Annotated in this window: 22 protein-coding genes and 1 pseudogene; 9 read left to right on the top strand and 14 right to left on the bottom strand. The window is 65.5% G+C overall.

Features of this window, described 5'->3' with window-relative positions; translation table 11 throughout:
- Positions 1-23: 23 nt before the first annotated feature.
- The 5 genes and pseudogenes from GEU84_RS06165 to GEU84_RS06145 all read right to left on the bottom strand — a co-directional run bounded on the left by GEU84_RS06165 (position 24) and on the right by GEU84_RS06145 (position 6,368).
- Positions 24-638 carry a VOC family protein gene (locus GEU84_RS06165; protein WP_152824883.1) on the bottom strand — a complete coding sequence of 205 codons (615 nt, stop codon included), beginning with the start codon at positions 636-638 and terminating at the stop codon, positions 24-26.
- Positions 638-2,200 carry a Ppx/GppA family phosphatase gene (locus GEU84_RS06160; RefSeq protein ID WP_152824885.1) on the bottom strand — a complete coding sequence of 521 codons (1,563 nt, stop codon included), beginning with the start codon at positions 2,198-2,200 and terminating at the stop codon, positions 638-640. Before GEU84_RS06160 ends, GEU84_RS06165 begins: the two co-directional genes overlap by 1 nt.
- A 173-nt stretch (positions 2,201-2,373) precedes the next feature.
- Positions 2,374-4,539, bottom strand: a pseudogene (locus tag GEU84_RS06155) (RNA degradosome polyphosphate kinase); the annotation flags it as partial.
- Positions 4,540-4,617: 78 nt separating this feature from the next.
- Positions 4,618-5,289 (bottom strand): P-loop NTPase family protein, encoded by a 672-nt coding sequence (locus GEU84_RS06150; RefSeq protein ID WP_152824887.1) that lies wholly within the window; start codon positions 5,287-5,289, stop codon positions 4,618-4,620.
- Complete coding sequence (locus tag GEU84_RS06145; RefSeq protein WP_152824889.1) at positions 5,286-6,368, bottom strand: AI-2E family transporter; 1,083 nt, start codon at positions 6,366-6,368, stop codon at positions 5,286-5,288. The genes GEU84_RS06150 and GEU84_RS06145 overlap by 4 nt, the downstream gene beginning before the upstream one ends.
- 204 nt (positions 6,369-6,572) lie before the next feature.
- Here GEU84_RS06145 and proS point away from each other — a divergent pair, with 204 nt between their 5' ends.
- Complete coding sequence (proS, locus tag GEU84_RS06140) at positions 6,573-7,913, top strand: proline--tRNA ligase (RefSeq protein WP_152824891.1); 1,341 nt, start codon at positions 6,573-6,575, stop codon at positions 7,911-7,913.
- 50 nt (positions 7,914-7,963) lie between these two features.
- Here the strand turns inward: proS and GEU84_RS06135 are convergent, their stop codons facing one another.
- Positions 7,964-8,974, bottom strand: a complete 1,011-nt coding sequence (locus tag GEU84_RS06135) for an NAD(P)-dependent alcohol dehydrogenase (protein ID WP_174539355.1) — start codon at positions 8,972-8,974, stop codon at positions 7,964-7,966.
- Between the two features lie 191 nt (positions 8,975-9,165).
- On the opposite strand from GEU84_RS06135, the gene GEU84_RS06130 reads away from it, so the two are divergent.
- The 3 genes from GEU84_RS06130 (at position 9,166) to GEU84_RS06120 (ending at position 11,620) form a co-directional block, all read left to right on the top strand.
- Positions 9,166-10,452: a lipoprotein-releasing ABC transporter permease subunit gene (locus tag GEU84_RS06130; protein ID WP_152824895.1), complete on the top strand. Its 1,287-nt coding sequence runs from the start codon at positions 9,166-9,168 to the stop codon at positions 10,450-10,452.
- Positions 10,445-11,131, top strand: coding sequence for an ABC transporter ATP-binding protein (locus GEU84_RS06125; protein WP_152824897.1), 687 nt, complete (start codon positions 10,445-10,447; stop codon positions 11,129-11,131). Before GEU84_RS06130 ends, GEU84_RS06125 begins: the two co-directional genes overlap by 8 nt.
- A gap of 75 nt (positions 11,132-11,206) precedes the next feature.
- Positions 11,207-11,620 (top strand): c-type cytochrome, encoded by a 414-nt coding sequence (locus GEU84_RS06120; protein ID WP_152824899.1) that lies wholly within the window; start codon positions 11,207-11,209, stop codon positions 11,618-11,620.
- A gap of 2 nt (positions 11,621-11,622) precedes the next feature.
- On the opposite strand, the gene GEU84_RS06115 is transcribed toward GEU84_RS06120, so the two are convergent.
- The 3 genes from GEU84_RS06115 to parE all read right to left on the bottom strand — a co-directional run bounded on the left by GEU84_RS06115 (position 11,623) and on the right by parE (position 14,919).
- Complete coding sequence (locus GEU84_RS06115) at positions 11,623-12,072, bottom strand: DMT family transporter (protein WP_241427600.1); 450 nt, start codon at positions 12,070-12,072, stop codon at positions 11,623-11,625.
- Between the two features lie 62 nt (positions 12,073-12,134).
- Positions 12,135-12,863, bottom strand: a complete 729-nt coding sequence (locus GEU84_RS06110) for a DUF1194 domain-containing protein (RefSeq protein ID WP_152824901.1) — start codon at positions 12,861-12,863, stop codon at positions 12,135-12,137.
- Between the two features lie 100 nt (positions 12,864-12,963).
- Complete coding sequence (gene parE, locus GEU84_RS06105; RefSeq protein ID WP_152824904.1) at positions 12,964-14,919, bottom strand: DNA topoisomerase IV subunit B; 1,956 nt, start codon at positions 14,917-14,919, stop codon at positions 12,964-12,966.
- Between the two features lie 290 nt (positions 14,920-15,209).
- Between parE and GEU84_RS06100 the strand changes: the two genes are divergently transcribed.
- Complete coding sequence (locus GEU84_RS06100) at positions 15,210-16,109, top strand: NAD-dependent epimerase/dehydratase family protein (RefSeq protein ID WP_152824906.1); 900 nt, start codon at positions 15,210-15,212, stop codon at positions 16,107-16,109.
- 3 nt (positions 16,110-16,112) lie between these two features.
- Here GEU84_RS06100 and GEU84_RS06095 read toward each other — a convergent pair whose 3' ends face one another.
- A complete protein-coding gene (locus tag GEU84_RS06095) occupies positions 16,113-16,772 on the bottom strand; it encodes a glutathione S-transferase family protein (RefSeq protein ID WP_152824908.1) in 660 nt (219 codons plus the stop codon).
- Positions 16,773-16,916: 144 nt separating this feature from the next.
- On the opposite strand from GEU84_RS06095, the gene GEU84_RS06090 reads away from it, so the two are divergent.
- The 4 genes from GEU84_RS06090 to GEU84_RS06075 all read left to right on the top strand — a co-directional run bounded on the left by GEU84_RS06090 (position 16,917) and on the right by GEU84_RS06075 (position 22,021).
- Positions 16,917-18,677: a bifunctional helix-turn-helix transcriptional regulator/alpha/beta hydrolase gene (locus GEU84_RS06090; RefSeq protein ID WP_174539354.1), complete on the top strand. Its 1,761-nt coding sequence runs from the start codon at positions 16,917-16,919 to the stop codon at positions 18,675-18,677.
- 261 nt (positions 18,678-18,938) lie between these two features.
- The gene (locus GEU84_RS06085; protein ID WP_241427599.1) at positions 18,939-19,607 is read left to right on the top strand and encodes a DUF1007 family protein; all 669 of its coding nucleotides are present in this window, start codon (positions 18,939-18,941) and stop codon (positions 19,605-19,607) included.
- Positions 19,589-20,584, top strand: coding sequence for a nickel/cobalt transporter (locus tag GEU84_RS06080; protein ID WP_241427598.1), 996 nt, complete (start codon positions 19,589-19,591; stop codon positions 20,582-20,584). The genes GEU84_RS06085 and GEU84_RS06080 overlap by 19 nt, the downstream gene beginning before the upstream one ends.
- An 84-nt stretch (positions 20,585-20,668) precedes the next feature.
- Positions 20,669-22,021 carry an MATE family efflux transporter gene (locus GEU84_RS06075; RefSeq protein WP_152824912.1) on the top strand — a complete coding sequence of 451 codons (1,353 nt, stop codon included), beginning with the start codon at positions 20,669-20,671 and terminating at the stop codon, positions 22,019-22,021.
- A 10-nt stretch (positions 22,022-22,031) separates the two neighbouring features.
- Here GEU84_RS06075 and GEU84_RS06070 read toward each other — a convergent pair whose 3' ends face one another.
- The 4 genes from GEU84_RS06070 to GEU84_RS06055 form a co-directional block, all read right to left on the bottom strand.
- On the bottom strand, positions 22,032-22,769 hold the full coding sequence (locus tag GEU84_RS06070) for a class I SAM-dependent methyltransferase (protein WP_152824914.1): 738 nt from the start codon (positions 22,767-22,769) through the stop codon (positions 22,032-22,034).
- Positions 22,770-22,893: 124 nt separating this feature from the next.
- Positions 22,894-23,307 carry a hypothetical protein gene (locus GEU84_RS06065; RefSeq protein WP_152824916.1) on the bottom strand — a complete coding sequence of 138 codons (414 nt, stop codon included), beginning with the start codon at positions 23,305-23,307 and terminating at the stop codon, positions 22,894-22,896.
- A complete protein-coding gene (locus GEU84_RS06060; RefSeq protein ID WP_152824918.1) occupies positions 23,300-23,674 on the bottom strand; it encodes a bleomycin resistance protein in 375 nt (124 codons plus the stop codon). Before GEU84_RS06060 ends, GEU84_RS06065 begins: the two co-directional genes overlap by 8 nt.
- 6 nt (positions 23,675-23,680) lie before the next feature.
- Positions 23,681-24,883: a pyridoxal phosphate-dependent aminotransferase gene (locus GEU84_RS06055; protein WP_152824920.1), complete on the bottom strand. Its 1,203-nt coding sequence runs from the start codon at positions 24,881-24,883 to the stop codon at positions 23,681-23,683.
- Between the last annotated feature and the right edge of the window lie 22 nt (positions 24,884-24,905).

Here is a 24,905-nt window from a genome sequence, read left to right as displayed (position 1 = left end):
GAAATGCTGCGAATGCACAGCGGTCATTCCAGCACCCGCACACCGTGCGGCGTGGCAAATGTGGCGCGCAGGGCAACGGCCGGGCCGGGCAGAATCTCCAGCCGGGGTTCGTCGAAACGGCCTGTCAGCAGCACATTCAGCGCATCGGCCTCGGGGTGGGCAATCTCCAGGCGGGTCAGGCGCACGTCGCATTCGGGCAGGCGCAGGGCAGGGTGGGCCGCCCCCTGCCACTGGATCAGCGCGGGAAAGCAGCCGTCGAAGGGCAGGCAGCCATCCGCGGGCACGGCCATGCGCCAGCGGAAATCGCTGCGCGCGAGATCGACCGGCACACCCACGCCGGCGGGCGACAGGGCCACCTCCCCCTCCAGATCATTGCAGCGCGCCACCCAGTTCGTCAGGCGCGGGCGGCCAGTGAAACGGTCAAGGTCGAACCAGCGCGGCCAGGCCGGGGCAGGGGCGCCGGGATCGGCGGCGATCACCTCCAGATAAAGATCACCCAGCCCCAGCAGCCGGTTGTGCGTGGCCATGTGGGGGTGCTGGCCACCACCAGCCAGCGCCACGCCCAAGGCCGCCTCGACCGCCGCCACACCCTCGTCCAGCGTTTCCGCCGCAACCGCCAGATGGTCCAGCAGCAGCATCAGGTCGCGGCCTGCGTGATCTCGCCCGTCGCCCGCAAGGCGCTGGTCAAAGACTTGAACCGCGCCTGCGCCACTTCGCCGAACAGCCCCTCGCCGTGCGGGGTCAGTGCCAGACCCAGGATGCGCTTTTTCGGCTGCCAGGTCAGGCTGCCCGCCTGCGCCGGATCGGCAATCGAGAACATCGCGCCAAAGCGCATGGCCTTGCCCAGCACCTCGGCCTCTTGCACTTCCTCGTCGGTCAGCAACCGGAAAAGCGGTTCCAGCCGTGATCCCGAACGGCTGTTCTTGTAGCGGTGCAGCAGCGCCAGGCCCAGAAACACCCGGCCCGGATGATCCAACCCGCCCAGATTGGCCCGGGTGGCATTGTCGAAACAGACCTCGGCCCGGTAATCGGGATGCGCGCGCCAAGTCGTGTCATGCAGCAGGCAGGCGGCCTTTACCAGGCGCTGGCGCTCGGGCGGGGCAGCCTCGAACAACGGCGACAGGAAGGTGTAAAGCTTCTTGCCAAAGCCCGGCATCCGGGCCGATGTGGCCTCGGCCACGCGGGCGGCCTCGATCAGCGGGTCGCGGGCGCGCAGGGTTTCGGGCATCTGTTCATAAAGAAGCCCCTCGCGGATGCCGTAGGCCGACACGTCGATCTCGCGCGGTTTGAAGATGCGGACCAGTTCGCGCAAGACCTCGCAGGCCAGCGGCACCAGTTCCATCCGCTCGGTCGAGGTGCCGGTGCGCACCCGCAGCGCGCCAAGGTCAGAGGTGCCGATCCAGTCCAGCGTGTCCAGCAAGGCCTTGGGCTGCATGCGGTATTCATGCAGCACGGTCAGCGGGTAGCCGCGCCGTTCCATGTCAAGCCGCGCGATCACCCGCCACGAGCCGCCCACCAGATAGATGCGGTCGCCTTCTGGTTTGATAAGGTCATGCAGGCCGTCAAGAATGCCGGCGATATGGGCCTGCCGTTCCTTCACGCCGCCGGACACCTGTTGCAGGCGGAACGGGCCCAGCGGTGATGTGGCGCGCCGCCCCACCTGACCTCCGCCGATCCGGGCCAGTTCCATCGAGTTGCCGCCGATGTCGCAAACGATTCCCGTGGCCTCGGGCCAGCCAAGCAGCACGCCCTGCGCCGACAGGCGGGCCTCTTCATCGCCGTCGATGACCCACATGTTCAGCCCGGTTTCGCGCAGCACCTGTTCCTGAAACGCCGGGCCATCGGCCGCTTCGCGCACGGCGGCGGTGGCCACCACGGTCATGGGGTGAATGTCCATCCCCTTGGCCAGAAGGGAAAAGCGGCGCAAGGCGGCAAGCGCGCGTTCGCGCCCGCGCGGGTTCAAGAGGCCGGTTTCCGCCAGCCCCTGACCCAGCCCGCACATCACCTTTTCATTGTAGAAATAGGCGGGTGAGCGGGCAGCCCCGTCAAACACCACCATGCGGACAGAGTTTGATCCCACATCCACCACGCCCACCCGGCTGAGCGCCCGGGCGGAGGGGTCTTCGAACAACGGACGGCCAAAGGGACCGTATTCGTCGGCACCCCCGTCGGCGGCGGCGGGTTCAGCGGCGTCGGTCATGGCAGAGTCTCCGGCTCGGTCGTGCGCGCGACCATGCCGCCTGGTTGCGGCATGGTCAACCGGCATCCGTTGTCTTGACGGCACGGCAGATCTCAGGCTGTGGGCTCGTCGCTCTGCGCGGCCTGCAGCATGGCCGTGTCGGCCTGCGTTTCCTCTGCCAGACTGTCCTTGTAAAGTGCGGCCAGACGCGGCACGTCCTTGGCCCCGGCGGTGCCACGGCCCGACAGCGACGGGTTTTCCATGAAGAACCGGTGGCAGTTGAACAGCACGCGATCGCCTTCGGGCAATTCCCGCACATACTGGCCATCGGGCTGCAAGACCCAGCTTTGCGCGGTATCGGCCATGTTGGCCGCCATGATCTGCCCGACGATCTGGTCTTTCACCGTGGGGTTATGCGCCTCTACCAGCGTTTCGACGCGGCGGTTCAGGTTGCGCCCCATCCAGTCGGCAGACGAGAAGAACACCCGCGCCTGATCCGACGGCAGCCCGTGGCCATTGCCGAAACACACGATGCGGCTGTGTTCCAGGAACCGCCCCACCACCGATTTCACCCGGATGTTTTCCGACAGGCCCTGCACCCCGGGGCGCAGCCCGCAGATGCCACGCACCACAAGGCTGATCTGCACCCCGGCCTGGCTGGCGGCATAAAGCGCATCAATCACCTCGGGCTCGATCATCGAGTTGATCTTGCCCCAGATCTGCGCCGGGCGGCCTGCGCGGGCATGGTCGGCCTCGGCGGCGATCAGGTCCAGCAGGCGGGGCTTCAGCGTGGTGGGCGAGATGGCCAGGTTTTCCAGCCCCTCGGGCTGCACATAGCCCGACAGATAGTTGAACACCTTGGTCGCATCGCGCCCCAGCGCCGCATCGCAGGTGAAGAACGACAGGTCGGTATAGATGCGTGCGGTGATCGGGTGATAGTTGCCGGTGCCGTAATGGGTGTAGGTCACCAGATTTTCACCCTCGCGCCGCACCACGGTGCTGATTTTCGCGTGGGTTTTCAGGTGCATGAAGCCGTAAACCACATGCGCGCCCGCCCGTTCCAGCCGCCGCGACTGGCGGATGTTGGCAGCCTCGTCGAACCGCGCCTTCAGTTCCACCAGCGCCGTCACCGATTTGCCCGCCTCGGCCGCCTCGCACAGCGCGCTGACAACGGGGCTGTCCCAGCTGGTGCGGTAAAGCGTCTGCTTGATGGCCAGAACATTGGGGTCACGCGCCGCCTGTTCCAGAAACCGGATAACCATGTCGAAGGTTTCATAGGGGTGGTGCAGCAGCATGTCCTTTTGCCGGATCGCGGCGAACATGTCGCCGTCGTGATCCTCCACCCGTTCGGGCACACGCGGGCTGAAGGAGGGCCACAGCAGATCCTTGCGGTTGGACAGGATCAGTTCCTTCAGATCGGCAACGCCCAGCAGCCCGCGCACCTCGACCACCTCATCGGTGGCGACGCCCAGCTCTTCCATGATCAGGGCGCGCAGTTCTTCGGGGGCGCCTGTGCTGATCTTCAGGCGGATCACGTCGCCCCGGCGGCGGCGTTTCAGCGCGGTTTCAAATTCGCGCACCAGATCTTCGGCCTCGTCCTCGACCTCCAGATCGCTGTCGCGCAGCACGCGGAAGCTGCAATGCCCGCGATCGGTGTAACCGGGGAACAGCATGTTCAGGTGCAGCAGCAGCAGCTCTTCCAGCGGCAGGACGCGGTGCTCGCCCGGGTTGCCGGGCAGCACGACAAAGCGCGAAATCTGCTGCGGGATCGGCAGGAGGGCCTGCAACGTGCGCCGGTCGCTGACACGTTCCAGTTCCAGCGCCAGACAGAAGCCAAGGTTGGGGATGAACGGGAAGGGATGCGCCGGGTCGATGGCCAGCGGCGACAGCACCGGAAACACCTTGTGCAGGAAATGTTCCTCCAGGTGTTTCAGGTCGCGGGCGGTCAGTTTGGAGCGGGTCAGGATGGTAATACCCTGCTCTTCCATCTCTTTCTTCAGGCGGTTGAACACCGTCTGCTGCATGGCCATCAGCCCGCGCGCATCGGCGTTGATCAGCGAAAGCTGGTCCAGCGGGGTGCGGCCATCCTCGGACAGCGCGGCATTGCCTGCCCGGGCCAGCTGGCGCAGGCCAGCCACGCGCACCATGTAGAATTCATCCAGATTGGTGGCCGAGATCGACAGGAAACGCAGACGCTCCAGCAGCGGCACGGCGGGGTTCGACGCCTCGTCCAGCACGCGCCAGTTGAAGGCCAGCCAGCTGAGCTCGCGGTTGAAGAACCGGCGCGGGCCGGTGATTTCTTCAGGCGGAAGGGCGATGGCTGCAGGGAAGGGGGCCTTCAGGAAATCCGATTGTGTCATGCTGTTCTTCGCCATCAGGGGTTTGCGCCGCTTATCGGTGCGCTGCGTGAAAGGATTATGACAGTTTTTGCCGCGCTGTCATGACGGGTCCAGCAGTTCGGCGGCCAGATTGCGGGTGATCGACCGCCCCAGCGCCAATGCCCGCGCGTCAAGTGCTGCCACCAGCGCATTGGCGGCGGCAAAGGAACGGTCCATCCGTGCCACCAGATAGGGGATCAGGCTGGGCGGCACGTTGATCTGGCGGTCGGCGAACAGCTTGACCAGCACCGCCGACAGCAGCGCATCATCGGGCGGGGCCAGATGCGCCAATGCGGTGCCCTGCATGCGGCTGGCCAGATCGGGCAGGGCAAGGCCCCAGTCGCGCGGCGGGCGATCGGCGGTGATCAGCAGCGCGCCCCGGCCCGCGACCAGCAGGTTGTGCAGATGAAACAGCGCCTCTTCGCCAGCCGGATCGCCCGCAAGCAGGGCCGCATCCTCGACCACCACGGCACCGCTGGCGGCCAGACGCGGCAGATCGGCACAGGCCAGCGCGGTTGCGGGCACCAGCCTTGCCCCGGCCGCCGCCGCCCAGATATGCGCCAGATGCGTCTTGCCCGCGCCGCGTGGCCCCAGCAGCAGCAACTTGCCCTGCGGCCAGTCGCGCCAGCCGTCCACCGTGGCCAGCGCCAGCGCATTGGCGGGCGACACAAAGAAATCATCGCGGTGCAGGGCGGTGCGGCCCGGCAGGTCGAAGGCCAACTGTCCGCTCAACGCGGATCCTCGTCATCGGGGGGCGGGGCCTCCAGCCCCTGATACAGGCGGCTGGTCTTGTATTGCTCGAACGCAAAGCGCAGCAGAACACCCAGCGCCGCCGCCACCGGCACCGCCACCAGCAAGCCCACAAAGCCGAACAGCGCACCAAAGGCCGACAGCGCGAACAGCAGCCAGACCGGGTGCAGCCCCACCGAGTTGCCCACAAGGCGCGGGGTGATGATGTTGCCTTCCAGAAACTGCCCGATGGCAAAGATCGCGGCAATCAGCCCGATGGAAAACCAGTCGCCCCAGAACTGGAACAGCGCAAGCCCGATGGCCAGGGCCCCGCCCACCAGCGCGCCGATATAGGGGATGAACGTGATCGCCCCGGCAATCGCCCCCACGATCAGCCCGAATTGCAACCCCGCCAGCATCAGCGCGATGGAGTAAAACGTGCCCAGCACCAGACAGACCGAAATCTGCCCGCGCACGAAACCGGCCAGCACGCGGTCGATGTCGCGCGCCAGACGGCGCACGGTGGGCGCATGGTCGCGCGGTATCCAGCTGTCTACCTTGGCCACCATGTTGTCCCAGTCCAGCAGCAGATAGAACGACACCACAGGCACCACGACCATGAACACCACGGCATTGATCACGCCCAGCGCCGAGCCGATCACCGTGTTGGCCAGTTCGCCGCCACGTTCCTTGATCGTCTCGCCGATCGACAGCAGGGTCTGGCGGATGGTGCTGGTCTCGTCGCTGAGCTGCGGAAAACGTTCCGTCAGGAAGGTCTGCAACTGGCGGAAAATGTCGGGTGCCGCGTTCACCAGCGCGCTCAACTGGCTGATCAGCGTGGGAATGACCGCCAGCACCAGAAGCACTGCCATCAGCAACATGCCCACCGATATCGTCGCGGTGGCTGCAACCCGGTTCATCCCGGCGCGCTGCAACCGGTCGGCCAGCGGATCAAGGAAATAGGCAATCGCCCCGCCCACCAGAAACGGCAGGATCACATCGCCCAGCAGCCACAGCATCAGCAGGAACACGGCCGCCGAAAGGCCCCAGTATTTCGCTTGTTGTTGCACGGGCAATGCCATGTTCCGCCTCCGTTGCTGTGCAGAACACATGGCGCAGCCCTGTCTGGCTTGCAAGTGAAAGGCGGATGACAGCCGGTGCGCCGGGCATTTTGCGCACTGCTTTGGCCATTTCGCCGCCGCCGGGCGTATCGGGGCTGCGGTGGCGCTTGCCTGCCCTGCAAGGCTCGCCTACACCCGGTTGAAACACTCAAGCCCGAGGCCGCCATGCGTCTGTCCCGCTATTTCCTGCCTGTCCTGAAAGAAAACCCTGCCGAGGCGCAGATCGTCTCGCACCGCTACATGCTGCGCGCGGGGATGATCAAGCAGCAGGCGGCGGGCATCTATTCCTGGCTGCCGCTGGGCTATCGGGTGCTGAAACGCATCGAACAGATCGTGCACGAGGAACAGGCCCGCGCGGGCCACATCCCGCTGCTGATGCCCACGCTGCAACCCGCCGACCTGTGGCGCGAAAGCGGGCGCTATGACGATTACGGCCAGGAAATGCTGCGCATCACCGACCGGCAGAAGCGTGAAATGCTGTATGGCCCCACGAATGAGGAGATGATCACCGACATCTTCCGCAGCCATGTGTCGTCTTACAAAGACCTGCCGCTGACGCTTTACCACATTCAATGGAAGTTCCGCGACGAGATGCGCCCGCGCTTCGGCGTGATGCGGGGCCGCGAATTCCTGATGAAAGACGGCTACAACTTTGACGTGGACAAGGCTGCGGCGCTGCATGCCTACAACCGCCACATGGTCAGCTACCTGCGCACTTACGAGCGTATGGGCCTGACGGCGATCCCGATGCGGGCGGACTCTGGCCCCATCGGCGGCGATGACACGCATGAATTTCTGGTGCTGGCCGCCACGGGCGAATCCGAGGTGTTCTACGATTCTGCCGTGACCGAGTTGAAGCTGGGAAGCCGCGAGGTCGATTACGACGACCGCGAGGCTGTGGCCGCCGTCTGCGCCGAATTCACCACGCTTTACGCCCGCACCGATGAAACCCATGACGCGGCGCTGTTCGAAACCATCCCCGAGGAACGCCGCAAATCGGCGCGGGGCATCGAGGTGGGGCAGATCTTCTATTTCGGCACCAAATATTCCGAGGCGATGGGGGCCACGGTGGTTACGCCCGACGGCAGCCGCGTGCCGGTGGAAATGGGCTCGCATGGCATCGGCGTGTCGCGCCTGCTGGGCGCCATCATCGAGGCGAACCACGACGACAAGGGCATCATCTGGCCCGAAGGCGTCACGCCCTTTGCCGTGGGCATCGTGAACCTGAAACAGGGTGATACCGCCACCGACAGCGCCTGTGCAGCACTTTATCAGGCGCTGACCGCCAAGGGTCTGGAGCCGCTTTATGATGACCGCGACGAACGGGCGGGCGCGAAATTCGCCACGATGGATCTGATCGGCCTGCCCTGGCGCATCACCGTCGGGCCGCGCGGGCTGGGCAACGGGGTGGTGGAACTGACCTCGCGCCGCACCGGCGTCAGCGAGGAAATGTCGCTGGAAATGGCGGTGGACCGGGTGGTGCAGATCTACGCCGAGATTGCCTGAGGCTGTGGCAGGGCGGGCCAACCGGCCCGCCTTGCGACCGGCGGGCGGGTTCAGGCCGTGGCCATACCGTCAGCAACCGGCAGGGTAATCAGCACCGATCCGCGCTTGTGGCCGGTATCAACCAGCGCATGCGCGGCGGCGATCTGGTCAAACGGCAGCCGGTGGCCGATCACCGGGCGGAACGCCCCGCGCGCGGCCATGGCGGCCAAAGCCTCCATCGCTTCGGTGGTTTCGGGGGCAGGGCCCATGACCACGCGCTTGCCCGCCCGCAGCGCCGCCAGCATCTGCGGCAGGCTGGCCACCACCAGCGCCAGCCGCCCCTCTGGCGTCAGCAGGTGGCGGTGGCTGGCCCAAGCCATCAGGCCGGTAGTGTCCAGTATCGCATCATAGCGGTCGGGCAGGCGCGCAATATCCTGGCTCTGGTAGTCGATCACCCGTTCGGCCCCCAGCGCCAACACCAGTTCCGCATTGCCCGCCGAACAGACCCCTGTAACCCGCGCACCCATGTCGCGCCCGATCTGCACCGCCGCTGTGCCAACCGCGCCCGATGCCCCCACCACCAGCAGGCTTTCGCCGGGCTTCAGCGCCAGCTTGTCGCGCAGATACCCCAGCGCCGTGGTGCCGCCAAAGCACAGCGCCGCCGCATCATCCAGTGCCACGCCCGCAGGCACGGGCCGCACCCGGCCCGTCTGTGGCATCACCACCGATGCCGCATGCGCGCCCATCCGCCCGCCCGGAAAGGCGAACACCGCCTCGCCGGGGCGAAACCGCGTCACCTTGCGGCCCACCTCGGTGACGATACCGGAAAGCTCGGTTCCCAGCACGGGCTGGCGGGGCCGGGTGATGCCAAAGATAAGGCGCATCATCAGGCCAAAGCCGCGCGGTGCCCGCATGCCCCGGATCCGCACATCGGCCGAAGATACCGTGGTGTGATGCACGGCGATGCGCAGATCGTCATCGCCCAGCGGCGCGGCGGCAATCTGGCGCAGCACCACGACCTCGGGCGGGCCGTAAGCCGTGGCACAGGCGGCGGTGACGTGGCGCATCCGGGCAGAGGTCATCAGCATATCCCTTGGAAGACAGGGTCAGACCTATACCGCAGGCGGCCCCTGCGGAAAGGTCAGGTATTCCGCAGTTGCGCCCGGCAAGCCCCGCGCCGCGCGCCATCGGCGGGGCCACGCAGTTGTGCGGGCGATCTGCTTGACCTCTGCCCGGCCCAGACGCAGTGTGCGCGCAAAATGGCAGGAACCGCATGACCCCCCGCACCCCCCCCTTTGCCGCCTTTGAGTGGATGATTGCCTGGCGCTATCTGCGGGCCCGGCGGGCCGAGGGTGGCGTGTCGGTGATGACCTGGATCAGCCTGATCGGCATCACGCTGGCGGTGTTCGCCCTGATTGCCACGCTGGCGGTGCGCGCGGGCTTCCGGGCGGAATTTGTCGATACCATCCTGGGGGCCAATGCCCATGTGGCGGTCTATTCCGCCGGGCGGGTGACGGACACGGGCCAACTGGCCACGGGCTTTGTGGATTACGACCCGATTGCCGAACAGATCCGCGCCATTCCGGGCGTGGTGCGGGCGGCACCCGTGGTCAAGGGGCAGGTCATGGTCACGGCCAATGACGTGACCACCGGGGCCGAGGTGTATGGCATGCGCCGCGCCGATCTGGAAACCATTCCCCGCGTGGGGCTGGGGGCCGATGCCTATGGCAACATTGCCGATTTCGACCGGGGCATTGCCATCGGATCGGGCATCGCGCGCAAGCTGGGGCTGACGGTGGGCGACCGGATGCGGTTGATCTCGCCCAACGGGGTGAAAACCGCCTTTGGCAGCAGCCCACGGGTGAATGCCTATGAGGTGGTCTATGTCTTTACCGCCGGGCGCTATGACATCGACCAGACCCGCATCTACATGCCGCTGGCCGAGGCGCAGAGCTATTTCAACCGCGAAGGCGTGGCGGATGAGGTGGAGGTGATGGTCGCCGACCCCGAAGGCGTTGATGCCTATATGCCCGCCCTGCTGGCGGCGGGGGGCGAAACGGCCCTGCTGTGGACCTGGCGGGATTCGGCTGGGGCCTTTCTGCGCGCGCTGGATATCGAGGACAATGTGATGTTCATCATCCTGTCGATCCTGGTGCTGATCGCGGCGATGAACATCATTTCCGGCCTGATCATGCTGGTGAAAAACAAGGGCCGCGACATCGGCATCCTGCGCACCATGGGGCTGACCGAAGGGTCTATCCTGCGGGTGTTCTTCATCTGCGGGGCATCGACCGGGCTGGTGGGCACGGCCATGGGGGTGGTGCTGGGGTGCCTGTTCGCCCTCTACATCGACCCGATCTTTTCGCTGGTGAACTATGTGGCCGGAGGGGGCGTGTGGGATCCGTCGATCAGGGGGATTTATGCCTTGCCGGCCAAACTGTTGCCGGGGGATGTTCTGTCGGCTGTCAGCCTGTCACTGGGCCTGTCGTTCATCGTCACGCTGTTTCCCGCGCGCCGCGCCGCCCGGATGAACCCGGTAGAGGCGCTGCGCTATGAGTGACACGATGCTGCGGCTGGACGGGCTGACCAAGGCCTACAACACCGGCAAACCGGGCGAAGTGACCGTGCTGCGCGGGGCCAGCCTGTCGGTGGCCAAGGGCGAGGTTGTGGCGCTGGTGGCCCCCTCGGGCGCGGGCAAATCAACGCTGCTGCATATCGCGGGGCTTTTGGACACGCCCGATGCCGGGGTGGTCGAAATCGGCGGGCAGGCCATGGCGGGGCTGGGCGACAAGGCCCGCACCGGCGCTCGGCGGCGCGACATCGGATTCATCTACCAGTTCCACCACCTGCTGCCCGAGTTTTCGGCGCTGGAAAACATCGTGCTGCCGCAACTGGCCAATGGCGTGGCGCGCAGCACGGCCGAGGCCCGGGCGATGGATCTGTTGGCCCGCGTGGGCATCGCCCCCCGCGCCAACCACCGCCCGGCCGCGCTGTCAGGCGGAGAACAGCAGCGCGTGGCCTTTTGCCGGGCACTGGCCAACGGCCCGCGCCTGTTGCTGGCAGACGAGCCCACCGGCAACCTTGATCCCGGCACATCCGACCAGGTCTTCGCGGCCCTGATGGATCTGGTGCGCGCCACCGGGCTTTCCGCGCTGATCGCCACGCATAACCTTGATCTGGCGGCACGGATGGACCGGGTGGTGCGGCTGGACAAGGGCCGGGTGGTCACGCCAGCCTGAACCCGCCTGATTTGATCTGGATCAGGGCGGCGGCGCTGCCTGTGTGCTTGGCTGGCCCCAGCCAAGGAGGCCGCCATGCCATCCATCCCGCCCGCCCCGATCCTCGCCACCGCCTTTGCGGTGCTGCTGGCCGCCTGTGTCATGCCCACAAAAACCCCACCCCAGACCGGCCCCGAGGATTTCGAGGCATATTGCGCCTCGTGCCACGGGCTTGACGGCAGGGGCGGCGGCGAAATGGCCGATGTGCTGGACCGTCGCCCCGCCGATCTGACCCGGCTGGCCGCAGGCAATGGCGGCACTTACCCCAAAGGCCGCGTCATGGCGAAAATCTGGGGCTATGCCAAACCAGACGGCACCACAGTCATGCCCTCCTTCGGCCCGCTGCTGGAAGGCGACATGCTGCGCTACGACGCGGGCGACGGCATCGCCACCCCGACACCCATCCGTCTTGTGCAACTGGCAGAATATGTCGAAAGGATTCAGGAATGACGTCAGCCGCGCTGTATCAACCCAAGGCCCGCCACCATCAGCCCGATGCCTCCGGCCCGCGTCAGGGTGATCGATTTCTGCACCGTGCCGAACAGGCCGAACTGGTCGATCAGGCTGGCCGAGATCATCTGGCCCAGGATCACGAAGAACACCGCATTTCCAATGCCGAATTTCGGGGCCACCCAGGTGATCGAAAGCACATAGAACGCCACCAGCAAACCGGCCAGGAACAGGTGTTTGGGCTGTGCGGTGGCAAGTGCCAGCGCGGCGGTGCCGGATGTGGCCAGCATCACCACCACGGCACCGCAAAGGGCCACCACGAACAGGATCGCGGCGGCTGCAGCGGGTGATCCGATGCGCCCGCCCAATTGCGCATTCAGCGCGGCCAATACCGGAATGCCGATCCCGGCGGCCAGCATCACAAGCGCGTAGCGCAGGGTTTCGGGGGACATGGCGCGCCTCTTTGCGAAGTTGACGCATCCTGAGGCCCCGGTTTCGGCGAAGAAAGGCCCATTCAGCGATCCGCCAGCAGTGTGCCGGGGGTGGCCATTGCAGGCAAGATGGCATCCGGCGGCAGATCGCCGGCAATCTCCAGTATCAGCTTGCGGCGCACGGCCTCGGCAAAGCTGGCGTTGCCATCGGCGGCCACCACAAAGGCCCCCGGCCCGCCGATGATCTGCCGCTCGTAATCCTGCGCCAGTTCCGACCGCTCGCCCCCCGAGCAGTCCAGGCAGACGATGGGCAACCCGTTGATGGTGATGCCCGCCGCCAGCACCTCGGCCCGCGCTTCGGCGATACTTGGTCCGCTGAAATTGCCGGTGCTGTCGCCCGAGAAGTCAATGACCCGCCGCAGCCCGGTGATGCTGTTGTCCTCGATCAGCCGCTTGCCCTCCAGCAACGCCGCGCCGATGGCATTGCGCCCGCTGGCCAGACGCGGAGGGGGCAGCAGGGCGGCGGCGAAACCGGCGGCAGATTCGGCGCTGTCGATCACCGTCCAGTCCACCACGATGGCCTGATTGGCCGCCCATTCCACATAGGTCACGGCGATGGAGCCGGTCAGGTTGCTGCGGATGGCGTTCAACACCGCCGGATCGGTGATCGCCGTGGCATAGCCCAGCCGCTGAAACTCGATTTCGGATTGGGTGATGGAACCCGAGGCATCGGCCAGTAGCACCAGTTCCAAGTCCACCTCCTGCGCATGCAGGGGTGCGGCGACGAGGAGGAGGGGGAGCAAATGGCGCATGAACAAAAATGTTAGTGCGGCAAGTCCCCTTGGCAAGCGCGCAGTGCAAAATCGCGGGGGGGATCAGTGCATTGCGCCAGATGGCTTCTGGCGATCGACCTCACACATCCAATTCCTCCACAAACCGCGCGTTCTCCTGGATATACTGAAACCGCAACTCCGGCTTCTTGCCCATCAGCCGTTCCACCAGATCACCCGTTTCGCCCGGCTCATCCTCATCAATGCTGACACGAATCAGCTTGCGCGTCTCGGGGTTCATCGTGGTGTCTTTCAGATCCTTGGCGTCCATTTCGCCCAGTCCCTTGAACCGCTGCACGTCGATCTTGCCCTTGCCACCCAACCCCTTGGCCAGCCACAGTTCCTTTTCGACATCATCGGCCACATACAGCCGCTTGGCCCCCTGCGTCAGGCGATAAAGCGGCGGGCAGGCCAGATAGAGGTGCCCCTTGTCGATCATCGGGCGCATCTGGGTGAAGAAGAATGTCATCAGCAGCGATGCGATATGCGCGCCGTCCACATCGGCATCGGTCATGATGATGATTTTTTCATAGCGCAGGTCATCGACGCGGAACTTGGTGCCCATCGCCACGCCCAAAGCCTCGCAAATATCCCGGATCTCGGAATTGTCGTTCAGCTTGGCCGAGGCGGCCCCCAGCACGTTCAGGATCTTGCCCTTCAGCGGCAGCAGGGCCTGCGTTTCGCGGTTGCGGGCACCCTTGGCGGATCCGCCGGCCGAGTCACCCTCCACAATGAACAATTCCGTGCCTTCACGGGTTTTCGACGAGCAATCGGTCAATTTCCCCGGCAGTCGCAGCTTTTTGGTGGCCGTCTTGCGCGCGGTTTCCTTTTCCGCCCGCCTGCGCAGCCGTTCCTCGGCGCGCAGCACCAGAAAATCCAATATCGCCCCGGCCGATTTGGTATCTGCCGCCAGCCAGTTGTCGAAATGGTCGCGCACCGCCTGTTCCACCAGTTTCGCCGCCTCTTCGGTGGCCAGCCGGTCCTTGGTCTGGCCCACGAATTGCGGCTCGCGGATGAACACCGAAATCAGCGCGCAGCCCCCGGTCAACATGTCGTCGCGGGTGATAAGTTCCGCCTTGCGGTTCTTCACCAATTCGCCATAGGCGCGGATGCCTTTCAGGATCGCCGCCCAGAACCCAGCCTCATGCGTGCCACCCTCGGGCGTGGGCACGGTGTTGCAATAGGATTGAATGAACCCGTCGCGCATCGCCGTCCAGTTGATCGCCCATTCGACCGACCCCGGCACGCCGAATTTCTCCTGAAACCCGACCTTGCCCGCAAACGGCCGGTCGGCATAGGTTGATGCCTTTTCCAACTGGTCGCTCAGATAGTCCGCCAGCCCGCCTGGAAAGTGGAACACCGCCTCGAGCGGGGTTTCGCCATCGTTGATCGCGGATTTCCAGCGGATTTCCACACCGGAAAAGATATAGGCCTTGGACCGCGCCATTTTCAGCAGGCGCGCGGGTTTGAACTGCATCTGCGCAAAAATCTGCGGATCGGGATGGAACATCACCGAGGTGCCACGGCGGTTAGGGGCGGGGCCGACTTTCACGATAGGCCCCTGCGGTTTGCCCCGCGAAAAGCTTTGGGCATAAAGCTCGCGGTTGCGCGCCACCTCGACCTTCATCACATCCGACAGCGCGTTGACGACGGATGAGCCGACGCCGTGCAGCCCGCCCGAGGTTTCATAGGCCTTGCCGTTGAATTTGCCGCCCGAATGCAGCGTGCACAGGATCACCTCCAACGCGGATTTGTCGGGAAATTTCGGATGCGGGTCCACCGGAATGCCGCGTCCGTTGTCGCGGATGGTCAGGGCGCCATCGGCGTGCAGTTCCACCTCGATGCGGTTGGCGTGGCCTGCCACCGCCTCGTCCATCGAATTGTCGAGAATCTCGGCGGCCAGATGGTGATAGGCCCGCTCATCCACGCCGCCGATATACATCCCCGGGCGCAGGCGCACGGCCTCCAGCGGTTCCAGCACCTCGATCGAGGAGGCGTCATAGATGTCAGGCTGGCCGGAAAGAAGGTCGTTCGGCATGGTGGCTCGATTCTTGTGGTGGGTGCAGGTGACGGGCGATTAGACCACCCCGCCCGAGGTGACGCAAGCGGTGGTGGTTCCGCCGCAACGCCTGCGCAACCAGTCGGCCAACTCGGTTTCGCTACGCCGCCTTAAAGGGGCGCGGTCAAGCTGGCCCAGACGAAAGCAGACTTCACGTCACCACCCTTCGGTGCCAAGGCCAGGCGCGGCTCGCGCTTGGTGCTGTCGGTAAAGGGTCTTGCGGTCGTGTGTCGAGGCATTAGTTAGAGCGCAGCACAGGGGGGCCAATCATGCGTATTCTTTTCACCGGCGGATCGGGCAAGGCGGGGCGGCATGTGGTGCCCTATCTGCTGGCGCAGGGGCACCGGGTGCTGAATGTCGATCTGGTGCCGCTGGATCATCCCGGGGTGGACAATCTGACCGCCGACATCACCGACAGCGGGCAGATGTTCAACGCACTGACCGCCTATGCCAATTTCGCCGAGCTGGAGGGGGGCACCGGCGTGCCGCGTTTTGATGCCGTGGTGCATTTCGCCGCCGTGCCGCGCATATTGATCCGGCCCGACAACGAGACGTTCCGCATCAACACGGTTGGCACATACAATGTGATCGAGGCGGCGGTAAAGCTTGGGATCACCAAGATCATCGTGGCCAGTTCCGAAACCACCTATGGCATCTGTTTCAACGATGGCCCGCTGTCCCCCAAGGTGCTGCCGCTGGAGGAGGATTACGATGTCGATCCGATGGACAGCTACGGCCTGTCCAAGGTTGCCAATGAAATCACCGCCCGCGCCTTTCAGCGCCGGTCTGGGGCCGACATCTATGCGCTGCGCATCGGCAATGTGATCGAGCCGCACGAATACGCCACGCTGTTCCCCGGTTTCTTTGCCGATCCGGCGGTGCGGCTGCGCAACGCCTTCTGCTATATTGATGCGCGCGATCTGGGCCAGATCGTGCAGCGTTGCCTGACGACGGACGGGCTGGGTTTCCAGATCTTCAACGCGGGCAATGACGCCAATTCCGTGCATCTGGACACGGCGGAAATCCTGCGGCGGTTCTACCCTGACGTGCCGCTGTCTCGCGCGCTGGGGCCGCAAGAGGCGCTGTTTTCAAACCGCAAGATCCGCGAGATGCTGGGCTTTGCCGAAGAACATCCCTGGACGCGCTATGTCAGCGCGCCCGGGGAATAAACCCTACGCCGGTTCCGCCATCCGCCCGGCCATCATCGCCTGAAACGCCGGGCGGGCCTGGCAGGCCTCAAGCCAGGCCTTCACCGCCGGGAATTCGGCCAGCAGCGAGGGGTGGCTTTGCGCATAGCGCACGCATTCGGCGGTGTTCACATCGGCCACGGTGAAACGGTCGCCGACCAGATGGGCCTGCGCCGCCAGATGGGCCTGCAACCGTGCCAGCGGGCGGCGCAGCTTTTCGCAGGCGATGGCAATGGCGGCCTGCCCCTCGGGCGTGGCGTCACCGCCATCGGCGAAGATATACAGCATTTCCACCGCAGGCCCCTCGACCGCCGTGGCGGCGAACAGCGCCCATTGCGTCATCTGCGCCTCTTCGGCCAGATCGGCGGGGGCCAGCGGGCCGCCCTGCTTGCGCGCCAGATAAAGGGTGATCGCCAGCGATTCCGTCAGCACCAGCCCGTCATCATCCAGACAGGGGATTTGCCCCAAGGGGTTGATCGCCACAAACTCTGCCGAAGCGGTGTTGAGCGGCGCATCCGCCGCCGCATGATCCGCCAGACGATAGGCCTGGATCACCGGCACATGCCGGAATTCAAGGCCAAGCTCGCCCAGCAGCCACAGCGGGCGCGAGGCGCGGGAACGGTAAACGCCGTAAAGGGTCAGCATCGGTATCTCCTTCGGATCGGCGACAGCGTAAACCGGATGGCTGCGGCTTGCAAAGCCCGGCCGATGGTCCCAACCGGGCGAATTCACTTGCGCGCAGGTATGGCTTGGGGCCACGCTGCGCCAACCCCGAACATCGTGAAAGCCATGAAACAGCATGAACCCGGCCAGATAGCGGCGCAACTGGTTGACCGCGAGCACCGGGCCGAGATCGTTGACCGGCTTTATGATGTGGCGCTGGACCCGATCCGTCTGGCCGACCTTCTGGAAGTCTGGGAAGGCCGGGTGGGCCCCTTGCGCGCAGGGTCGGTTGACAGCGTGATCCCGCTGGACGACCCCGAGATCGAGGCGCATCTGGGCCGCGCCGCCGTGTTTCTGGACAGGTTCGAGGCGACACGGGCCGATGGTGGCTACCGTTCCATCCTGGCTGACATTCCGCGCTCTGCCGCCTTCATCAGCGACGGCTTCAGCACGGTGGCGGCCTGCAACCGTGCGGCGGCACTGGCCTTTGGCATAGCCGAGGGTGCCGCGCTGGCCAGACTGCCGTTCGAGGCGGATGACGTCGAGATGCTGGCCGGGGTCATCCGCAAGGTGGCGGCGGGCAAGGCGGAAAAGGTGATCACCCTGCGCATAAGGTCGCTGACGACCGGCGGGCCGGTGATCGTGCGCGTCAGCCCGGTGGAAAGCGCCGAGGCGCGGCCTTTGGCGCTGATCCTTTCCACCGAACTGGTCTGGCCCGAGGGGTTCGAGCAGACGGTGCAGGAGGCGTTCGGTCTGACGGCGGCCGAGGTGGAGATCGTGCGCGGCATCACCCTTGGCCTTCCGGTCAAGGAGATCGCCGGGGCGCGGGGCCGGTCGGTCGATACGGTGCGCACGCAATTGCGGTCGATCCTGGCCAAGACGGAAACGCATTCGCAGTCGGAACTGGTGCGCGTGGTGCTGGGGCTGATGGATGTGGCGCTGACACCCTTGGGCCATACACCCACACCGGGTGCGCGCGGCGGGCTGGCCGACCTGCCTTTCCAGACGCTGCGGCTGGCCGACGGGCGGCGGCTGGACTGGATCGAATTCGGCGCGCCTGATGGAGTGCCCTGCCTTTACATGCATATCGACTATGGCCTGATCCGCTGGCCTACCACAGCCGAACAGGCGGCACGGGCGCGGGGCATCCGCGTTATCGTGCCGGTCAGGGCAGGTTACGGGCGCAGCGACCCGCATGCCAAGGGGGCCGACCATCTGCACGGCGTGACGCTGGATTATGCGGCGGTGCTGGACCATTTGGGCATAACCCGGGTGGCGGTGCTGTGTCTGGGGGCCGATCTGCGCTTTGCCGCTAATCTGTCGCTGCTGCGCCCCGGGCTGGTCAGCGGCATTCTGGGCTGCGCCGCGCAATTGCCTTTGCGCACGGCGGCGCAGTATGACCGCATGGACAAATGGCAGCGGTTCATCCTGGCCAATGCCCGCTATGCGCCCAAGGTGCTGCCATTTCTGGTGCAGGCCGGGTTTTCCTTGGCGCGGCGGCTGGGGAAAGAGGCGTTTCTGGCGCAGGTCAACGGTGGCTCGCCCGCCGACATGGCCACCTTTGCCCGCCCCGAGGTGCGCGAGGCGCTGCTGCTGGGTTCCGAGGTCTGTCTGGGCACGAAACGTTCGGCGCATGAGGCGTTTACCCGCGAATGCATCGGGTCGGAAAAGGATTGGTCATCGGTGCTGAAGGCGGTGCATGTGCCGGTGGTGCTGTTGCAGGGCGATCAGGATCCGCAGACACCCATGCAGACGGTCCGTGAACTGATGCCCGACTTTCCGGCGCTGGACGTGACATTCCTGCCTGACAGCGGCCAGTTGCTGTTCTTTCAGGAATGGCCACTGGCGCTGGACAGGCTGCAGCCGCTGTTGCCATGCGCGGATTAGCGCCGGGCCGCTGCGGTTTCTGCCGCCTTACCGCATATGGGGTATGCGGGGAATCGGGCGGGGCCCTATCAAGCAGAAGTTACCTAAGTCTTAATGCCTTGGCTTTTCACAGCAGCTTTTCCCCCGGCAGGGCGGCGGTGCAACAGCGCCGTCGCCCTCGTTCTTTTGATGCTGGGCAGCACCCTGCCGAGCCATGCGCAGCGGACTGGCCTTGTCCGGGCACCGGCGCTAGACTTGGCGCATCGGGGCGAAGCGGGGCAAATGACGATGCGCGAATGGCTGGGGGCCGGAATGCTGGTGGCGGCGCTGATGCCCGCATCGATGGCGGTGGCGCATCCGCATATATTCATCGACACCGGGCTTGAGGTGATCTTTGACGCCACGGGCCAGGCGACGGCCCTGCGCATCACCTGGACCTATGATGACTTCTATTCGCTGCTGGTGATGGAGGATCGCGGGCTGGATGCCGATTTCGACGGCGTGCTGACGGCGGACGAGCAGGCGGCGCTGGACGGCTTTGACATGCAGTGGGTGGCGGGTTTTCCCGGCGACACCTATGCGCTGCTGGGCACGGCACCGCTGGATCTGGGCCCGCCGCAGGAATGGACGGCCAGCTATGCCGATGGCAAGATCACTTCGACCCATCTGCGCCGGTTTGCCGCCCCCGTAGCCCCTGTGGCCGATCCGCTGGTGGTGCAGGTCTATGACCCCGGGTTCTACAGCGCCTATGCCATTGCCGGCACGCCGGTTCTGACCGCAGCGCCCGATTGCAGCGTGCAGGTGTTCGAGCCTGACCGCGAGGCTGCCGATCAGATTTTGCAGGCGGCCATTGCTGAACTGGCGGGGTCGGTTGACATCGAGGGTGACTTTCCCGCCGTGGGTGCCGCCTATTCCGAAGAGGCGCGGATCACATGCAGCGCCGGTTCCTGATCTTCGGTCTTGCCGTTGCGGCGGTGCTGGCGCTGGTCTGGGCCAGCGGCGCGCTGGCGGGGCTGGAACGCTGGGCGGCCGACAGCCAGCACGCCGTTCAGAACGCCATGGCGGGTGCCCTTCGGCGGCTGAAAGGCGGCGAGGTGGGGGCGCTGGCGGCCCTGCTGGCGGTGTGTTTCGGCTATGGGTTCTTTCATGCGGTGGGGCCGGGGCATGGCAAGGTGCTGATCGGCGGCTATGGCATGGCGCGGCGGGTGCCGCTGGCGCGGCTGGCGGCGATTGCACTGGCCTCGTCGCTGGCGCAGGCCACCACTGCGGTGGCGCTGGTCTATGCCGGGATCGCCCTGCTGGGCTGGACGCGCGAACGGCTGGTGGGCTTTTCCGAACAATGGCTTGACCCGCTGGGCTATGCGGCCATCGCGGCCATTGGCCTGTGGCTGATCGCCCGTGGCCTGCGCGGCGCAGGGCGGATGGAACCGGCCCCTGCCGCAGCACCATCGCCCAGCCCTGCGCCCGGGCCGGTCTTTGGCTTTCCCATGCCAGCCACGGCCACATCCGGTTTTGCCTTTGCAGCCACGCAGGCCGCGCCGATGCCCGCCGGCCATGTGCATGACGCGCACTGTGGCTGCGGCCATGCCCACGGCCCCACGCTGGATCAGGTGGAAAACGTATCCAGTTGGCGCGACGCCGCGCTGCTGATCGGCGGCATTGCCATAAGGCCCTGCACCGGGGCGCTGTTCCTGCTGATCCTGACCTGGCGGATGCAGATTGGAGCGGCCGGCATCGCCGGGGCCTATGTGATGGCGCTGGGCACGGCCACGGTGACGCTGGCGGTGGCGGCGCTGTCGGTCTGGGCGCGCGAGGGCGCGCTGGCGCTGCCCGGCGCACGGTTGGCCCGCGCCCTGCCGCTGCTGGAAATCACCGGTGGCGCGGTCATCGTGCTGGTGGCGGGGCAGTTGCTGCTGCGCAGCCTGTAACCCGCGCGACGCTGCGCGCGTTCTTTTGCTGCCGATTTTCGTGGCATCTTGCCGCGCCCTGTGCGCCGGGATAGGTCAACCCGCATGACCCGTATCCTGACCTATCCCCAGCACGCCCGTGCCACGCTGACCCTTGGCCTGCCGCTGGTCGGCAGCCATCTGGCGCAAATGGCGCTGCATGTCACCGATACGGTGATGCTGGGCTGGTATGGCGTAGCCGAACTTGCCGCCGTGGTGCTGGGCGCTTCGGTGTTTTTCATCACCTTCATCCTGGGCGCAGGCTTTGCGCAGGCGGTGATGCCGATGGTCGCGCAGGCGCTGGGCCGCGGGGACGAGGCGCAGGTGCGCCGCGACACGCGCATGGGGCTGTGGCTGTCGATCGGGTTCGGCGTGCTGACCTATCCGTTGTTCTGGTGGTCAGAGGCGATCCTGCTGGCGGCGGCGCAACAGCCCGAGGTGGCGGAACTGGCGCAGGATTACCTGCGCATCGCCGGTTTCGGCATGATCCCCGCGCTGCTGGTGATGGTGCTGAAAAGCTATCTTGCCGCGCTGGAGCGCACGCAGGTGGTGCTTTGGGCCACAATCGCGGCGGTGGTGGCCAATATCGGGCTGAACTGGGCGCTGATCTTTGGCAACTGGGGCGCGCCGGAACTGGGTGTGCAGGGGGCGGCCATCGCATCCGTCGCGGTGCAGGTGCTGACGCTGCTGGTGCTGTGCGGCTATGCGGCCTGGCTGCCCGCGCTGCGCCGGTTTCATCTGTTCCAGCGGTTCTGGCGACCCGACTGGCCCGCGCTGCGGCAGGTGTTCCGGCTGGGCACGCCCATCGGGCTGACGTCACTGGCCGAAGGCGGGCTGTTTCAGGCCTCGGCCTTGATGATGGGCTGGATCGGCACGGTGGAACTGGCCGCGCATGGCATAGCACTGGAGGTGGCGGCGCTTGCCTTCATGGTGCATGTGGGCCTGTCGAATGCGGCCACGGTGCGCACCGGCCGGGCCATGGGCATGGGCGATGCGCGGGGCCTGCGCGACGGCGCGCTTGTGGCCATCGCGCTGTCGCTGGGCTTTGGTCTGGTGATGGTGGCGCTGTTCCTGACGTTTCCTGCGCCGATCATCGCGCTGTTTCTGGATGTCTCCAAACCCGAAAGCGCGCAGATCATTGCCTTTGGCACGGTGCTGCTGGCCTTTGCCGCGCTGTTCCAGATTGCCGATGCGGTGCAGGTCATGGCGCTGGGCCTCCTGCGCGGGGTGCAGGATACGCGGGTGCCGATGTGGCTGGCCGCTGTCAGCTATTGGGTGATCGGCATCCCGGTCAGCTATGCCTTGGCCTTTCCGTTGGGCATGGGCGGGCCGGGGCTGTGGCTGGGGCTGGTGATCGGCCTGACGGTGGCTGCGGCCCTGCTGATGGTGCGGTTCTGGAGCAGGGCGCCCAGGGCCTGAGCCCGGCCTGTCAGGCCACCTGTTCCAGTGCGACCGGGGTTGCCACCGGTTCCAGCACGAACATCCAGACCTGCCGGCCGTTGTTGGTCTTTGGCCCCGGTTCCAGAATCTCTGTCAGAGTGTAGAGGCCTTTGCCCCAGCGGAAGAACAGATAGGGCATGCACATGGGATGCGCGCCGAACGGGTCCATTTCCGAGGCGCCCTGCGCCGAATGGCCCATCGTGTGTTCGATGAAGACGCAGCCCCCGGGGCGCAGTTGCCCGGCCCATGCCGCCAGCGCCACATCGGGCTGCATCGCCTGATCCAGCGAATTGGTGTAGACGAAATCGAAGGCCCCCAGCCATTCCGGGTTGGTCTGGTGAAAATCCCACACCACCATGTCGGGAAACTGCGTGGCGGTTTCGGAAATGTCGGTGCCGATCACATCGGCCCCGGTCAATTCGCGCAGTTTCGCCACCTCATAGCCGTTGCGCGCCCCGTGGCATATGCCCCGCTGCACCGCGCCCCCCCGTTCCGCCAGATGTGCCGCCACCGCGGCCAGCGTGCCGTCATCGGCCCAGACCTTGTTCAGCTTGCGCTTGTTGGTGAAGACCTGCATGGCGCGGTATTCGTCGTAACCGCCCGCATATTGATGAAGATAGACCAGTTCGCTGCCACGCCGCCTGGTGATCCTGAACCCCTTTGGCGTGAGGATCGTCTTGTAGCCGAAAGGGCGCACCAGAAGATCGGTGAGGGCGCGGATGGACATGGGGAATTCCTTTGCGGGGCGCGTTCACGGATTTTCACGAAATTGTTATCACCCTTCTCCTATTCCGCAGCGCAGAGCAAGCCCCCGCGAAGGGGGGCAAGAGTATGTCGGTGGAAAAGTCTGGTCAGTCCTCGCCGCCGTCAGCCTTCAGCATCCGGTCGGCCTTCTTGCGCACAAGAACGGTGCGCAGGTCGTGCATCGCCAGCAGCAGGCTGTCGGTCACGGCCTCCAGCTGGTCATCGGCGGCCTTGGTCTGCACCCAATGCGTCGTCAGGTTCATGTAATCCACCGCGCGCAGGATGTCGTCGATGTCGCGCTGCGCCAGCAGGGCGGTGCGGGCGGCCATCCAGTCACGGATTGCGGCCAGATCCTCGGGCGTCAGCGCGCGGTCGCCCTGCGGCTTCACCTCGCCGTTGCGGATGTTGATCGTGGCGATCTGCTCCATGTCGATGCGGCGCTGGCGGTTTTCGGTATCGACCCGGAACACCGTGGCGCCGTTTTCGCGGATGCGGAAGTAGTAGGGGGGCAGGTCACTCATCCGCCACCCCGTTTTCAAGGCAACGCAGCAGCGATCCGTCCTCATCCACCAGCGCGAACATGCGCGGCGCATCGGGCAGCTTGAAGGTGCCGGTCAGCCGGGGGGTGGATGTGGCATCCGAAGGCAGCCCCACCTTGCGCCATTCTGCCAGCAGCCCGTCAATGTCATCCACCCTTATGCAGGCGCTGAACCAGCTTGACAGCGGGTCCACCGTAGGATGCGGAAAGAACTCCAGCTCCAGCGGGCCGCGTGACAGGATCATCCAGCCGTCATTGAGGAAATCCACCGCAAAGCCCAGCTTGCCATAAAAGGCAGCAGTCGCGCCGAAATCACGGCTGGGCAGGTTTGCGGTGATCCGGTCGGCCATGGAACCTCAGGTCAGCGCGGCGCAGAACCGCTGGATGCGGGTGCAGGCCTCGGCCAGCACCTCGTCCGAAGTAGCGTAGCTGACACGGAAGTTCGGCGAAAGCCCGAAGGCCGCGCCAAACACCACGGCCACGCCGGTTTCCTCCAGCAGGGCGGTGGCGAACACCTCGTCATCGGTAATTTTCACCCCGGCGGGGCTGGTCTTGCCGATGCAGCCGGAAATGTCGGGATAGACGTAAAACGCGCCTTCGGGTTTGGGGCAGGTGATGCCGGGTGCCGCGTTCAGCATGCCCACTACCAGATCGCGGCGGCGCTGAAACAGCGCGCGGTTTTCGGCCAGAAACTCCTGCGGGCCGGTCAGCCCCTCAAGTGCCGCATATTGCGACACCGAACAGGGGTTCGAGGTGGACTGGCTTTGAATCGTGCCCATCGCCTTTATCAGCGCCACCGGGCCCGCCGCATAACCGATGCGCCAGCCGGTCATGGCATAGGCCTTTGATACGCCGTTGCAGGTCAACGTGCGGTCATACAGCCCCGGTTCGATCTGCGCGGGGCTGGTGAAGACGAAATCATCGAAGACCAGATGTTCATACATGTCATCCGACATCACCCAGACATGCGGGTGGCGCATCAGCACATCGGTCAGGCCACGCAGTTCGGCCTCGGTATAGCCCGCGCCTGTGGGGTTCGACGGGCTGTTGAAGATGAACCACTTGGTTTTCGGCGTGATCGCGGCCTCCAACTGCGCGGGGGTCAGCTTGAAATCCGTCTCGATCCCCGCCGCCACGGCCACCGGCGTGCCGCCCGCCAGCAACACCATGTCGGGGTAGGACACCCAATAGGGCGCGGGAATGATCACCTCATCCCCCGGATTGCAGGTGGCCATCAGCGCGTTGTAAAGAATCTGCTTGCCGCCGGTGCCCACCGTGATCTGGTTGGGCGCATAGGTCAGCCCGTTTTCCCGCAGGAACTTGGCGCAAATGGCCTTTTTCAGCTCGGGTATGCCATCGACGGCGGTGTACTTCGTCTTTCCCTGATCAATCGCCCGCTTGGCCGCATCCTTGATGTTCTGCGGTGTGTCGAAATCCGGCTCGCCCGCGCCAAGGCCGATCACGTCCTTGCCCGCTGCCTTCAGCTCGGCCGCCTTGGTGGTGACGGCGATGGTGGGCGAGGGTTTCACGCGGGCCAGCGTATCGGACAGGAAAGCCATGAGGGATGCTCCGTTAGGGCCG

It is taken from the genome of Fertoeibacter niger (assembly GCF_009380135.2).
Classification (GTDB): Bacteria; Pseudomonadota; Alphaproteobacteria; order Rhodobacterales; family Rhodobacteraceae; genus Fertoeibacter; species Fertoeibacter niger.
The sequence above is the reverse complement of the archived record's forward strand: the minus strand, read 5'-3'. Positions and strand labels throughout refer to the sequence as shown.

Excerpts from the sequence above, each read along its gene's own strand:
- GEU84_RS06120 (WP_152824899.1), top strand. The coding sequence starts at position 11,207 with ATGCCATCCATCCCGCCCGCCCCGATCCTCGCCACCGCCTTTGCGGTG.
- GEU84_RS06095 (WP_152824908.1), bottom strand. The coding sequence starts at position 16,772 with ATGCTGACCCTTTACGGCGTTTACCGTTCCCGCGCCTCGCGCCCGCTG.
- GEU84_RS06085 (WP_241427599.1), top strand. The coding sequence starts at position 18,939 with ATGACGATGCGCGAATGGCTGGGGGCCGGAATGCTGGTGGCGGCGCTG.
- GEU84_RS06080 (WP_241427598.1), top strand. The coding sequence starts at position 19,589 with ATGCAGCGCCGGTTCCTGATCTTCGGTCTTGCCGTTGCGGCGGTGCTG.
- parE (WP_152824904.1), bottom strand. The coding sequence starts at position 14,919 with ATGCCGAACGACCTTCTTTCCGGCCAGCCTGACATCTATGACGCCTCC.
- GEU84_RS06115 (WP_241427600.1), bottom strand. The coding sequence starts at position 12,072 with ATGTCCCCCGAAACCCTGCGCTACGCGCTTGTGATGCTGGCCGCCGGG.
- GEU84_RS06075 (WP_152824912.1), top strand. The coding sequence starts at position 20,669 with ATGACCCGTATCCTGACCTATCCCCAGCACGCCCGTGCCACGCTGACC.
- GEU84_RS06125 (WP_152824897.1), top strand. The coding sequence starts at position 10,445 with ATGAGTGACACGATGCTGCGGCTGGACGGGCTGACCAAGGCCTACAAC.
- GEU84_RS06110 (WP_152824901.1), bottom strand. The coding sequence starts at position 12,863 with ATGCGCCATTTGCTCCCCCTCCTCCTCGTCGCCGCACCCCTGCATGCG.
- proS (WP_152824891.1), top strand. The coding sequence starts at position 6,573 with ATGCGTCTGTCCCGCTATTTCCTGCCTGTCCTGAAAGAAAACCCTGCC.
- GEU84_RS06060 (WP_152824918.1), bottom strand. The coding sequence starts at position 23,674 with ATGGCCGACCGGATCACCGCAAACCTGCCCAGCCGTGATTTCGGCGCG.
- GEU84_RS06065 (WP_152824916.1), bottom strand. The coding sequence starts at position 23,307 with ATGAGTGACCTGCCCCCCTACTACTTCCGCATCCGCGAAAACGGCGCC.
- GEU84_RS06160 (WP_152824885.1), bottom strand. The coding sequence starts at position 2,200 with ATGACCGACGCCGCTGAACCCGCCGCCGCCGACGGGGGTGCCGACGAA.
- GEU84_RS06055 (WP_152824920.1), bottom strand. The coding sequence starts at position 24,883 with ATGGCTTTCCTGTCCGATACGCTGGCCCGCGTGAAACCCTCGCCCACC.
- GEU84_RS06145 (WP_152824889.1), bottom strand. The coding sequence starts at position 6,368 with ATGGCATTGCCCGTGCAACAACAAGCGAAATACTGGGGCCTTTCGGCG.
- GEU84_RS06070 (WP_152824914.1), bottom strand. The coding sequence starts at position 22,769 with ATGTCCATCCGCGCCCTCACCGATCTTCTGGTGCGCCCTTTCGGCTAC.
- GEU84_RS06090 (WP_174539354.1), top strand. The coding sequence starts at position 16,917 with ATGAAACAGCATGAACCCGGCCAGATAGCGGCGCAACTGGTTGACCGC.
- GEU84_RS06135 (WP_174539355.1), bottom strand. The coding sequence starts at position 8,974 with ATGACCTCTGCCCGGATGCGCCACGTCACCGCCGCCTGTGCCACGGCT.
- GEU84_RS06100 (WP_152824906.1), top strand. The coding sequence starts at position 15,210 with ATGCGTATTCTTTTCACCGGCGGATCGGGCAAGGCGGGGCGGCATGTG.
- GEU84_RS06130 (WP_152824895.1), top strand. The coding sequence starts at position 9,166 with ATGACCCCCCGCACCCCCCCCTTTGCCGCCTTTGAGTGGATGATTGCC.
- GEU84_RS06165 (WP_152824883.1), bottom strand. The coding sequence starts at position 638 with ATGCTGCTGCTGGACCATCTGGCGGTTGCGGCGGAAACGCTGGACGAG.